We start from the raw sequence: 11,904 nt of genomic DNA, 5'->3' as shown, positions 1-11,904 counted from the left end.
GCCATGGCGGACATCGTGCTCGACCACGTCACCAAGCGGTATGCGGACGGCCAGCTCGCGGTGGACGACGCGAGCCTGTCCATCGCCGACGGCGAGTTCGTCATCCTCGTCGGCCCGTCCGGCTGCGGGAAATCGACCACCCTCAACATGATCGCCGGCCTGGAGGACATCAGCTCCGGCGAACTGCGCATCGGCGGGGCGGTGGTCAACGACCTGGCCCCGAAGGACCGCGACATCGCCATGGTGTTCCAGAGCTACGCCCTTTACCCGCACATGTCGGTGCGCAGGAACATGGGCTTCGCTCTTGAACTGGCAAAACGACCGAAGAGCGAGATCAACCAGAAGGTCGAGGAGGCCGCCCGCGTCCTCGACCTCACCGAGCACCTGGACCGCAGGCCGGCGCAGCTGTCCGGTGGGCAGCGGCAGCGCGTCGCCATGGGCCGGGCGATCGTCCGCTCGCCGAAGGCGTTCCTGATGGACGAGCCGCTGTCCAACCTGGACGCCAAGCTGCGGGTGCAGATGCGCACCGAGGTGTCCCGGCTGCAGAACCGGCTCGGCACCACCACCGTGTACGTCACCCACGACCAGACCGAGGCGATGACGCTCGGCGACCGGGTCGCGGTGCTGCGCTCGGGCCGGATTCAGCAGGTCGGGACGCCGACCGAGCTCTACGGCCGGCCGGCGACCGTGTTCGTCGCCGGCTTCATCGGCTCACCGGCGATGAACTTCGTCCCGGCCACCGTCGAGGAGGGGGAGCTGCGGACCCCGCTCGGCACGATCAGCCCGGACGACCGGCAGCGCCGCCTGCTGGAGGGCTGGTCGGGGGGCGCCGCCGGGCGCCGGGAACTGATCGTCGGGGCGCGCCCCGAGCACTTCGAGGACGCCGCCCTGGAGTCGGTCACCGGCCGCCCTGGCCTGCGGTTCACCGTTCCGGTCGACGTGCTGGAGCGGCTCGGCTCCGACAGCTACGCCTACTTCACCCTCGACGGCGGCCGGGCCAGCATCGCTGACCTCGACGAACTGGCCCATGACGCCGGCACCGTCGACCTGGCCAGCGGCGCCGAACAGATCGTCGCCCGGCTCGACGCGGCCAGCCGGATCCGGGAGGGCGAGAACGCCGAGCTGTGGCTGGACACCACCCAGCTGCACCTGTTCGACCCCGACACCGGCCACAACCTCGCGTGCAAAACGGACCACTGCGACGGCACGGCAGGGGACGGACTCAATACCAGCGGAGAAGGGTGAGGAAATCCGTGCTCGCGTGCACACACGAGCCGAGTACCAGGGCTGTGACGACGGTCGACATGAGGAGCCAGGCCGGGGAGCCGGTCGCGCGGGGCGGCCCGGCGAGCAGGGCGGCCATCCGCTCCGGCACCGCACCGCGATCGAATCCGCACGCGGTCGGTCCCGCACCGAATCCGGGCGCGAGCTCCCGATCGGGCATCGAATCGGGCATCGAATCGGGCTTGGTGGCGGATCCGGTGGCAGACGCGTTGGCCCGCGGAGCTGTACCTGAGGCGCGCAGGGTCGCGAGCGCGGCCTTGCCCAGGGCCCGGGCGAGCACGGTCCGCTGGCCCGCCGGCTGGGCGGCCCGCTCGTCCGCCCAGCGTTCGCACGCCGCCTCGACGAGCTGGGGTAGGCGCCGCAACAGCGGGTCGGTCGCCGCGCAGCACGCGACCACCAGGCGCAGCCAGTGATGGCGGCCGGCGAGATGAGCCTGTTCGTGGGCGAGGACCGCGGCCCGCTCGGCGGCGTCGAGGCAGTCGACCAGGCCAGTTGTGATCATGATGCGGCTACCCGTCACGCCGCCGATCGCGCAGGCGTCGGGCAACTCGCCGGCAACCACGTGCACCCGCCCGGCGGGCAGGCGCCGGACCAGCCGCTCGGCCCGGGCCAGCTCGCGGGCGAGCCGGACCGTCGCCACCACCAGCGTCACGACCGCGATCGCGACGACGGCCGACGCGCAGGCACCGACCGCGGCGGGTGGCAGCTCGGCCGTCCGCCCCGGCCCTGGCACCGGCAGATCCAGGCGATGCCCGAGGGACGGCAGCCGTTCCGCCAGGCTCGTCGCGAGCAGCGCCAGCGACCACAGCCAGCCGACCGCGGCCACCGCGGCGGTGCCGGTCAGCACCCCCGGCCGCACCCGGTAGGGGATCCGCCGGGCGAGCGCCGGTGCGCCGCACACGACGGCCAGGTTCATCAGCAGCGGCACCCAGACCATGTACCTCATCGCGGACCGGACTCGCGGGTCCCGCCGGGCCCGGACCAGCCGGACTCATGGCTCCCGCCGGACTCGGTCCCGCCGGACCCGTGGGGGGCGTTTTCGGCGGCCGCCAGCAGGGAGAGCAGGGTGGCCTCGTCGTCGGGCGTCAGGCCGGCGACGAAGTGGCTGAGCACCACCGCGCGCCCCCGCCCGTCGCCCAGCAGGCCGCGCATCCGGTCGGCGATCTCCGCGGCGGCGGCGGCCGCGGGCGCGTAGGCGTGGCCGCGACCGGCGGCCGTCCGGTCGAGCAGGCCCTTGCCGTGCAGCCGAGCCAGGGTCGTCGCGACGCTCGTGTAGGCGAGCTCCAGCCCGTCGCCGGCGAGTGCCAGCTGGGTCTGACCGGGGGTGAGTGGGCCGTCCGCATCCCACAACACGCCGAGCACCGCGGACTCCAGCTCCCCGGCGACCCGGCGGTGAGGCTCCCTGCGCCGCATGCCGCAGCAGTCTACCCGCCGACTACGACAGTGGTAGTAGCTACTATCGGCGTAGTACTACTGCGATAGTTGTCAACGGACGAAGGGAGCCTCGATGGGGCCCACCCAGATCAACGGCCTGCCCGCGCACCCGCTGCTGGTCCACCTGGTCGTCGTGCTGGTGCCGCTCGCGGCCCTGATGGCGATCGTCTCGGCGCTGTGGCCCGCCGCGCGTCGGCGGCTGGGCGTGCTGACGCCGCTGGTCGCGCTGGTGGCGCTGGTGAGTGTGCCGCTGACCACGCACGCCGGGGAGTGGCTGGAGGCGCGGACGCCGCCCGACCCGCTCGTGGCACGTCACGCGGAGCTCGGGGATCAGCTGCTGCCGTGGGCGGCGGGGCTGTTCGTGCTGGCGGCGGCGGGCTGGCTGTGGGCGCGCCGTCCCGTTCCCGACGGGCAGGACCAGGTCAGGCCCGCCTCGGGCCACCGTGCCGGCGTGGGCGACGGCCTGCGAGGCAACGCGGTGATGGTCGTGATCGCCGTGCTCAGCGTCGTGGTCGCCGTCGGCTCGGTCGTGCAGGTCTACCGGATCGGTGACAGCGGCGCGAAGGCCGTCTGGCACGGTGCCTACACCTCCCAGGTTCCCGTCGAACCGCAGGTTCCCCCCGCGCGAGAGGGTCAGACGCCCGCGCCGCTGAGGCGGCGGTAGCGGGCCAGGCGGCGCATCCCGTCCGGATCGGGGCGGCCGTCCGGCGACGGGCGCAGGGCGGCCTCGAGCCGGGCGCGGACGGTCGGCTCGTCGAGACCCATGCCGATGGCGACCAGTCCGTGCGGGCCCTCCATGACCGCTCTGGCGGCGACGTGGAGCTGGCCACCGACCACGTTGACGACATGACCGGCGGTGCCGCGGCCGGTGTCGACGACCAGGGTGCCCTTGAGGCGGTACACGTCGGCCGGCAGATCCTCGAGCAGATCGACCAGCGGGCCGGGATCGACCGCGTGCGCCGCGGGGACGGTCACCGACACGGCGTGGTGGTGCGGGCCGCCCTCGTCGACGTGCGCGTGGTCGTGCTCGTCCCGGGCGGCGGCGGCGAAGGGTAGCTCGTCGATCGGGTCGTACGGGGTGGCCGCGTCGAAGACGAGGGCGGGGTCGATGCGCCCATGGGTGGTGGTGACGACGTGGGCGTGGGGGTTGCTCGCGCGCACCCGGTGGGTGATCCGCGCGAGTGTCTCGTCGCGGCCCGCGGGTGGCAGCCGGTCGACCTTGTTGATGAGGACGAGCGAGGCCGACGCGAACCGGGCCGGGGGCAGGCCGCCGGGGTCGACGGTGTCGAAGTAGGCGGCGGCGTCGATCACGTCGACGAGGCCGCCGGGCCGGATGCGGCGCACGCCGCTGAAGCGGATGAGGCGGGCGAGGTTCGGCGGGTCGGCCACCCCGCTGGCCTCCACGATCACCGCGTCGAGCCGCAGCCGCGGCTGGCTCAGCTTCTCCAGCGCCTCGTCGAGCCCGTCGGTGTCCGGCAGGCAGCAGACGCAGCCGCCCGCGATCGACGCCGGCTCGTCGATCTGGCCGCTGACCAGCGCCGCGTCGACGTTGATCGCCCCGAAGTCGTTGACGACCACCCCGAGACGAGCCCCCGGCGCCCGCAGCAGGTGGTTGAGCACCGTCGTCTTGCCCGCGCCCAGATACCCGGTCACCGCGATCACCGGCACCCGAGCTGCCATTGCGCCGCCTCCTCTGTCCGCCGACCTGCCGACCTGCCGAGCATAGATAGATCGCGGACCGGCTCGGTCGAGGCTTCGCTCCCGCGACCGCGACGGTGCGCAGGGCGGTGACACGCCGCGGCAGGGCTGTGAATCTGCCCACGGACCAACCTCGTACTTTTCTGGTGTGGCGCGTCTTGGCCGTGTTTACTCTTGCCATTGTTCCGGCGTCGCGGGCATCGCTGCCGCCCGGCATTCGCCCACTGCCGGAGCGCTCGATGGACAGGGGTGGCCGTTTCTTTTCTTGTCAATGCGCAGGGGCAGTGGGTTCGGGGGTTGGCATCCGGATGTCTCCACCTGGCGGGTCGGGTTCCCGACAGTACGGCCGACATCGCATCGGCCGGTATCGGCTGAGCCTTGTCACGGCGTTCGCGGTTCTGGTGGCCCTGGCCCTTTCGCTTGCGGGCTGCGATGGTGGTTCGACCAGGGATTCGTCCACGCGCGTGGCGACGGTGGCGCGATTCGAGATCTCCTACGCGGCCGCCGCCGACCTGCTCGGCGGGCTGGCGCCGGCGGATGCCGACGAGCAGCTGCGGGACTGGACGAGCACCGCGCTCGCCGCGCGCCTGAATCTGGACACGGCGACCTTTCTCGCTTCGGCCTACGACACGCTGCCCGTGCGAGACCCGGGTTTCGCGGACCTGGCGCGCCAGCAGGTCGGGCCGGGCCGGCTGCTGGCCGCCGGCCGGGGTACGGCGCACGTCCTCGTCCAGGCCGGCGATCCGCACGAGGCGCGCACCATCGGCCTCCTGCTCGACCAGTACCGGACCGATCACGGCTCGGACCCGGATCAGGTCGCGATCGACCGCTACCAGCTCCGATCCGACCTCGACACGATCGAGGTGACCGTCGGCGCTGCCCGGCCGACGCGGGACGTCCGCGCCGCTCACGGCTACCTCACCCTGCGGGTCGACACAGCCGGCGGTCTCGCGGACTTCCTGGCCCGGATCCAGGACCTGTCCGAGCTCAGGAAGGACGGGTCGAAGATCTGGGCGAGCGGCTGGCACTGGCCGGACGTGCCGTCGGCGCCGATCGACGCCGCCGACGTGTCGGCGATCCAGGGCGGCTACCCGGTGGCCGCCGGCCGTCAGCCACCCGGGTTCTCGCTGGATCCGGCCGCCGGACCGCAGCCGAACGACGAGGGCTTCGCGGCCGTGCACACCCTGATCCCGGACCTCGACCAGAACCGCGTCCGGGCCGTCCTCACCGATCAGGCGGTGCGCGTCAGCGTGCGCACGCAGGTGCGCGACGCGCTCCTGCAGGGAACCCCCGCGGGCGACGCGCTGCGCCGCGACGGCCTGCCGACCGACCGCACCCAGCTGTGGGCGCTGCTCAACCTCACCGAGGGAAACCCCGTCTACAGCCAGGCCCGGTATGAGGGCGGTCTGGCCCGGACGAACGTCGGGATGACCCTTTTCTATACCGACTACGTCGCGAAGAACTGGGTCGCCGGGGTGGGCAGCGGCGTGCCGGGCAGGGCGGTCGGCGGATTCGTCCCCGATTCCGAGGCGCGGACGCCGTGGAGCCAGTGCCCGGCCGCGACCGATGCTCACGAGGAGCGCGGGCGGCTGTGGTTCGGGCAGAACGACGCCGCCTTCGCGAGTTCTGGAGACCGGTTCGAGCTGGGCGGGCAGGCCACCCGGCTGTTCGCGCGGTCGAACGGCGCCGGCGGCGGCGAGGTCGAGCCCAGCTTCTCCTTCGGGCGCGGACTGCGGTACTGGGACCAGCACTACCAGGCGATCGCCGACTACGAACCGCAGTACGCCCGGCTCGAACAGATCATGCGCTGGAGCGGCGCGCTGGAATGGCTGCGCGGCACGGGCGCCGCCCTGCCCGCCGTGCCCGACGGCGAGGTCCATCATTCCGACCTCACCTTCGACTCCTGGTACGCGCACAACACCCGGCTGCGGGAACGGTCGCCCATCCCGTTCGTCTCCCCGGCGGCGGCGGGCACGGCCGAGTCGGTCATCCCGACCCCGACGAGGACCTACGGCGACTGCGGCCTTGTCGGCATCGAGGGCGGCGTGTCCCTCGGACACCTCGCCGAACGGACCGGCGGCCGCGACTACCACGCCGACCTGCCCGACCCGCTGCGCCGGGCCGGCCTGTTCGACGAGACGTCGCACGCCGACCCGCGCACCGGCGACGGCTCCATCACCGAGCTGGCCATCGACGACAGCGGCAGGACCGCCGGGCGGGTCCAGCGCACGATCTCCACCACCGGCGACCGTTCGACGGTCAGGATCGACGCGTCGGCCCGCGCGGACATCCCGTTCGGGCCTGTGCGGATCTGGCGCTCCGCCGCCGCCGACCGCACGCTCACCACCACCGTGACCGCCGGTCGGGGCCATGTCTCCCAGCAGGTCGGTTACCAGGGCCACGACCTAGGAACACTCGACGCCCGCAGCGACGCCGACGTCGTCACGATCCAGTGGCGCCGCGGCGCCGTCGACCGGGCCCTGCGGGCCCTGCGGCTCGTGCAGGACCGGTGGGGCGCCCGTCTTCCCGCCGACCTGAGCCTCGGGTCCGTCGGCCTGACCACCTACCGTGATCCCATCGGGACCCTGCTCGCCAAGACTGGCGGCCCCGGTGACCCCTGGCTCTCGATCACGAACGGCACCCGGCCGCCCGGCGACGACCTGGCATTCCGGATCGGCGGGCCGGATCCGAACCACGGCACGCCGACTTTCGCCCAGGCGGCGTTCGTGACCGCGCCGAAGCCGCACGACGCGCAGACCTGGTGGGACGTGCGGCCGGCCACCGGTGACCACGGCGCCCAGGCGGTGTTCGCGCCACCTCCGAACGGCACCGGATCGCGCGTGCGGGTCACCACGCCGGACGGCGCGACCGCGACGATCTTTCCCGTCGGCGACCACGTGTTCGTCCCGGCCGGCGATCCCATCCTCGGACCGAACGGTCTCGCGCAGGGAGCGGCGCTGCTGGCCGAGTTCCCCCGGGTCGCCCGGGCGATGGCGGACGCGGCCAGGACGAAGGACGGCCTGCTGCGCGGCGTGCCGCTCGGCGGGGACGGTGTCGCGCTGGCCGCGGACGACCACATCGAGCTGCTACCCGCCGACCATCCCTGGGCGGAGCGGGTCGCCCGGGCCGTCGCGGCCGATCCCCGCTACGCGACGCCGCTCATCCGGATCGTCGGTGGCCGCGCCGAGCACATCGATCCCGGCCCGTTCACCGCGGTCCCCGGATCCGCGCGGCACGGCATCCCGCTGCGGGACGTGCTCGACGGCGCCGGCACCACCCCGGTGTACCTGCACGACAGTCTGCGGTCGACCCTGCAGGTGGGTCCCGGGATGATCGTCGCGGAGTCGCTGCACCAGGACCTGCGGGTGGGTGTCAACACGGTCCTGCTGGAGCTCACGCTGGCGCACGGCCAGGACCTGGCCGCCCATCCCGATGTCCTGATCCACAGCGGCGGAGGGGCGGCAAAGGTCAACGTCCTGCGTGACCAGACCCAGGCCCTGCCACGCCAGCAGACGCAGACCGCCACCCCGACCGCCTCCCCGCAGGCCTCTGCGGCGCCGTCGCTCGGGGCGGGTCGACCGGGTGCCGGGACGGTCCTGCTCGTCTGCCCCGCGACCGGCTCGGCCGCGACCGCCTGTGGCGACTGACCGACCCGGCGTCCCGCCGGCCCGGTGGCCGACCGGGTTCGCCGCGCCGCGGCTACCGATCATGCTGGCGCCGGGCTTCCCACTCGCCGACGCGATCGCCGCCGCGGACGCCGCGCTGGGCCGGCGTAACGCCCCGGCGGTCGACGCCGCCTACGCGGCCGCGACCCTCCTGATCGCCCCGGGCACGACCACCACCGACTCCGATGGTCGTGGGCACGACCTGTGGATGGCCGTGGCCGTCGATCACCTTGTCGCGCTGCGGCGACTCGGCGCCGTGACCCGCGGCCTGCGCCGCTGCGAGGACTACCTCGGCCGCGCCGCCGCGGCGGGCGTCGACCCGTCGCTGCTCCTGCAGGAGCGGATGCAGCTGCGTGACTGCGCCGCCGACCCGCGGGGCGCCGCCGCCGACGCGGCGGCGATGCGCCGGCTCGCGGCGAGCGGGAAGCGCCCGATCTCCGCCGCGCAGGACGGGCGACTGCTGCGGGCCGAGGCGTCAGCCGCGGCCGCGGCGGGCGACGCCGTCACAGCCTCCCGCCTGCTCGACGACGCGGAACGGGCGCTGCGCGCCGCCGGCTGCGCCGACGTCTCGATCATCGACCGGGACCGGGCGCTGCTCAGGGTGCGCCAGGGGGCGGAGCCCGACGTCGGCGGCGCCCTCGCCGAGATGCTCGACGGTGAGTGGCCGGAGACCGTCGAGAGCCAGTTCCGGCTCGCGTTCGCGCTCAAGCGGCAGTTGCACTTCGAGGCGGCGGCCCGGGTGATGACGACCGTCACCGGCAATCCCGACCTCGACCCCGCGCTGCGCCTGCCCGCCCTGTACGAGCTGGTCACGCTGCTTCTGACGATGCGCGACGACCGCGCCGCCCACGCGTTGCGCCCGCTGCTGGACGCCGCCGCGGCGAGCTGGCCGGATCCGGCGGGCGCCGCCAGGAAGATCGCGCTCCTGCTGTCCTCCGCTCCCGATCCCGATCCCGCTCCCGCTCCCGATCCCGCTCCCGATCCCGAACCAGAACGGGCGGTGCGGCAGGTGCAGCGCCTGATCGCCGCCGACCGACTGACCGAGGCCGAGTCGCGGCTCGCCCGTCTCACGCCGCCCGCCGATCCCCTCGCCGCCGAGCCGGCGACTGATCCTGGTGCCGGCCGGACGGGGACCTCCACCATCGAGGCGGCGCAGGAGGCACGGGACCGGGCCGAGTGGTATCTCGTCGCCGGCGAGCTCCAGCTGGCCCGCTACCGGCAGCTCCGCCGGCCCGAGCTGCTCCAGGCCGCCGTCGACGACCTCGGTCGCGCGGTGCGGGCGACCGCCGGCCGGGCGTGGCTGACCGAGGTCAGGATCCTGGCGACCCGCCTGCTCGGCGAGGCCCACCACTGGCGGGCGGAGTACGGCCAGGCGAGCGCCCGGTGGGCGCAGGCGCATCAGCTGGAGGAACGGCTGGCCGGCCGTCAGATCAGCGACGCGGTGCGGGTCGGCATGCTGGCGCCCGTGCCCGACGAGCACGACGAGCGGGTGCGTTTCGCCGCCGAGCGGACCGCCGAGAACGCCGAGGGCGCCGCGGCGACGGCCGCGCTGGTCGTCGCGATGGAAGCCGCCCGCGGCGCCGCGATCCTCGGCGGGATCCTGCCCGCCGAGGCCGGCCTGACCCGCGACCTGCCCCCGCCCGACGACCACCGCTCCGCCTGGGCGTGGATCCGCGCGACGGCGGACCGCCTGCCCCGCTCGCAGGTCGTCTGGATGATGCACGCGACACCGCTGCGCGTGCATCACGCCGTCATCGGACCGAACCTGCTGCACCACATCGCCGTCGACTGCCGGCGGGGCGAGCTGGGCGACGCCGTCGACGACCTCATGGGTTCGTGGAGCGCGGGCACCCTGGAGTCAGCCGTGGGCCGCGCCGCGTTCGACGCGGGCACGCGCGACATCGCCGCGCGCCTCGACGTCGCCGCGGTGGTCCGCCATCTTCCGCCGGACATCCGCCGGATCGCGCTGGTCGTCGGAGGAGTCCTCGCCGACGTCCCGTTCGCCGCCCTGCCGCTGGCCGTTCCTGTCCGGTCGGCCGGGGCGACGGCGGGCCGCGCGATGCCGCTCGGACTGCGCTTCGCCCTGTCCGACCTCCCCTGCCTGTCCGCGCGGAGCCCGCTCAGCCGGCGCTCCCGACGCGTGCGCGGCGACCGGAGCCTGCTGGTCGACCCGGCGGGGGAGGGGATCACGCCAGCGCGGGGCATCCACGCGCAGGTGCTGGACGGCGCCCGGGCCACCCCCGCCGAACTGGCCGCCACGCTCGCGCGGCGCCGCCATCGCCAGGTGCGGCTGGACTGCCACGGCCGGTACGACCCACTCGACGAGGCCGGGCGCTGGCTGCAGCTGCGGCCCGACGACGCCTCCGGCCGCCTCCCGCCCGAGGCGCTGCAGGCCATGGACCTGCACGGCTGCGGAACGCTCGTCCTCGGTGCCTGCGAGTCGGGGATGGCGACCCGGACCGGCCGGGACGAGCGGCTCGGTTTCGTGCGCGCCGCGCTGCACGCCGGTGCCGCGTCCGTCGTGGCGGCGCGCTGGGCGGCGGCGGACCCGGTGGCCGCCGCGGTGCTCGACCGCTTCCACCACCACCTGCGCCGTCGGACACGCGACGTCGCCCTGTGGCAGGCGCAGCTCGACGTGTGCCGCGCCGCGCCGGACCGGCAGGTGCTGGACTGCGCGCCCGACCATCCGGCCCGGTGGGCATGCTGGACCCTGTACGGGGACGCCGGGTGGCAGACCGGTGCGGGCGTGGCGCGCCGGGGGCTGCGCCGCGCCGCGGACCATGCCCCGATCAGGCGGAGGTGACATGTCGGTCCACGGGCCCCTGGCCGCGCCGCGGCTGTTTCTGTCCTGCGCCGGATCCGACCGGGACGTCGCGGAGCGGATGGCGAGTGAGCTGGGCCGGCACGGCATCGACGCGACCGTCGACCACTGGTGTCCGCCCGGCGCCAACTGGGTGCTGTGGATCAACGATGCGATGGCCGCGGCCGATTTCTACATACTGCTGTGGTCGGCGGCGGCCCGCGACCAGGCGGTGGTGGCGGCCCTGTGGTCGGCGGCGCTGGTCCGCGAGCTGGCCGAGCGGAGCTCCTACCTGCTCGTCGTCCGCCTCGACGACAGCGCGCTGCCCCCGGTGCTGGCGCCCCGGCACAGCCTCGACGGCACCCACGGCCGGTGGAGCGAGGTCGTGCGCGACCTCGCCGGCATCTGGCGGCGGGACCGGGCGGGCGGCGCGCCGCCGGCCGTCGCGGGCGATCCGGTGGCTCCCGAGGCCACCGGCGTGACCGCTCCGACCAGGATGATCCGGGTCCGCAACCAGGTTCTCGGCTTCGCGGTCGTGCTCGCGGTGGCGGAGACGATGACCGGCTGGGAGCTGCTGAGCCTCATCCGCGCCAGGCTCGCGCTGCCCGACGAGCAGACCCGGTTCGCCGGCCAGGTCGGCCTGCGGTTCCGGTACCGGCTCGGCATCGCGGGAGAGCCGCTGCCGGAGGACCCGGCCGCCCTGCTCCATCTGAGCGACGGAGCCCTCGTCGACCTCGAGGTCGTGGTCGAGCCCTTCGGCCCCGTCGGCCCGATGGCCGGAACCACGTCCTACCGGCCGGCGACCTCGGGCGCGCAGGTCCAGGCCGCGGTGCCGCCGGCCGCACAGCGGGCTCTCGTCCGCTCGGCCTTCCGTCATCTCGCGCCGCCGACCGCGTCCTCGCGGGCCGGAACGAGGTGACCGGCCAAGGTCGCGTGACCGGCCAGGGTCGCGTGGCCGGCCAGGGTCGCGTGACCGGCCAGGGTCGCGTGGCCGGCCAGGGTCGCGTGACCGGCCAGGGTCGC

At 74.5% G+C, this 11,904-nt stretch carries 8 protein-coding genes; 5 read left to right on the top strand and 3 right to left on the bottom strand.

The genetic code is table 11. The annotated features are described in order from the left end of the window. Positions 1 to 3 precede the first annotated feature (3 nt). On the top strand, positions 4 to 1,245 hold the full coding sequence (locus tag AC6EXY_RS12285; RefSeq protein WP_243407737.1) for an ABC transporter ATP-binding protein: 1,242 nt from the start codon (positions 4 to 6) through the stop codon (positions 1,243 to 1,245). Here the strand turns inward: AC6EXY_RS12285 and AC6EXY_RS12280 are convergent. Further along, positions 1,223 to 2,221, bottom strand: coding sequence for a M56 family metallopeptidase (locus AC6EXY_RS12280; protein WP_499817513.1), 999 nt, complete (start codon positions 2,219 to 2,221; stop codon positions 1,223 to 1,225). The two genes, AC6EXY_RS12285 and AC6EXY_RS12280, sit on opposite strands and share 23 nt — an antisense overlap. Positions 2,222 to 2,226: 5 nt before the next feature. Next, on the bottom strand, positions 2,227 to 2,697 hold the full coding sequence (locus tag AC6EXY_RS12275) for a BlaI/MecI/CopY family transcriptional regulator (RefSeq protein WP_101832907.1): 471 nt from the start codon (positions 2,695 to 2,697) through the stop codon (positions 2,227 to 2,229). A 94-nt stretch (positions 2,698 to 2,791) separates the two neighbouring features. Here AC6EXY_RS12275 and AC6EXY_RS12270 point away from each other — a divergent pair, with 94 nt between their 5' ends. After that, positions 2,792 to 3,382, top strand: a complete 591-nt coding sequence (locus tag AC6EXY_RS12270; RefSeq protein ID WP_499817514.1) for a DUF2231 domain-containing protein — start codon at positions 2,792 to 2,794, stop codon at positions 3,380 to 3,382. On the opposite strand, the gene AC6EXY_RS12265 is transcribed toward AC6EXY_RS12270, so the two are convergent. Beyond that, the gene (locus tag AC6EXY_RS12265) at positions 3,352 to 4,398 is read right to left on the bottom strand and encodes a CobW family GTP-binding protein (protein WP_499817515.1); all 1,047 of its coding nucleotides are present in this window, start codon (positions 4,396 to 4,398) and stop codon (positions 3,352 to 3,354) included. The two genes, AC6EXY_RS12270 and AC6EXY_RS12265, sit on opposite strands and share 31 nt — an antisense overlap. A gap of 482 nt (positions 4,399 to 4,880) precedes the next feature. On the opposite strand from AC6EXY_RS12265, the gene AC6EXY_RS12260 reads away from it, so the two are divergent. Genes AC6EXY_RS12260 through AC6EXY_RS12250 form a run of 3 tightly spaced genes read left to right on the top strand, consistent with a single transcriptional unit; the run spans position 4,881 to position 11,800 of the window. Further along, positions 4,881 to 8,063, top strand: coding sequence for a hypothetical protein (locus AC6EXY_RS12260; RefSeq protein WP_499817516.1), 3,183 nt, complete (start codon positions 4,881 to 4,883; stop codon positions 8,061 to 8,063). Then, positions 8,053 to 10,884 carry a CHAT domain-containing protein gene (locus AC6EXY_RS12255; protein ID WP_499817517.1) on the top strand — a complete coding sequence of 944 codons (2,832 nt, stop codon included), beginning with the start codon at positions 8,053 to 8,055 and terminating at the stop codon, positions 10,882 to 10,884. The genes AC6EXY_RS12260 and AC6EXY_RS12255 overlap by 11 nt, the downstream gene beginning before the upstream one ends. Before the next feature lies 1 nt (position 10,885). Further along, on the top strand, positions 10,886 to 11,800 hold the full coding sequence (locus tag AC6EXY_RS12250) for a toll/interleukin-1 receptor domain-containing protein (RefSeq protein WP_165818476.1): 915 nt from the start codon (positions 10,886 to 10,888) through the stop codon (positions 11,798 to 11,800). Positions 11,801 to 11,904 lie beyond the last annotated feature (104 nt).

The organism is Frankia sp. RB5 (genome assembly GCF_059816245.1).
The sequence above is the reverse complement of the archived record's forward strand: the minus strand, read 5'-3'. Positions and strand labels throughout refer to the sequence as shown.

Coding starts and splice junctions, on each gene's coding strand:
- AC6EXY_RS12265 (WP_499817515.1), bottom strand. CDS start 4,398: ATGGCAGCTCGGGTGCCGGTGATCGCGGTGACCGGGTATCTGGGCGCG.
- AC6EXY_RS12285 (WP_243407737.1), top strand. CDS start 4: ATGGCGGACATCGTGCTCGACCACGTCACCAAGCGGTATGCGGACGGC.
- AC6EXY_RS12275 (WP_101832907.1), bottom strand. CDS start 2,697: ATGCGGCGCAGGGAGCCTCACCGCCGGGTCGCCGGGGAGCTGGAGTCC.
- AC6EXY_RS12250 (WP_165818476.1), top strand. CDS start 10,886: ATGTCGGTCCACGGGCCCCTGGCCGCGCCGCGGCTGTTTCTGTCCTGC.
- AC6EXY_RS12270 (WP_499817514.1), top strand. CDS start 2,792: ATGGGGCCCACCCAGATCAACGGCCTGCCCGCGCACCCGCTGCTGGTC.
- AC6EXY_RS12280 (WP_499817513.1), bottom strand. CDS start 2,221: ATGGTCTGGGTGCCGCTGCTGATGAACCTGGCCGTCGTGTGCGGCGCA.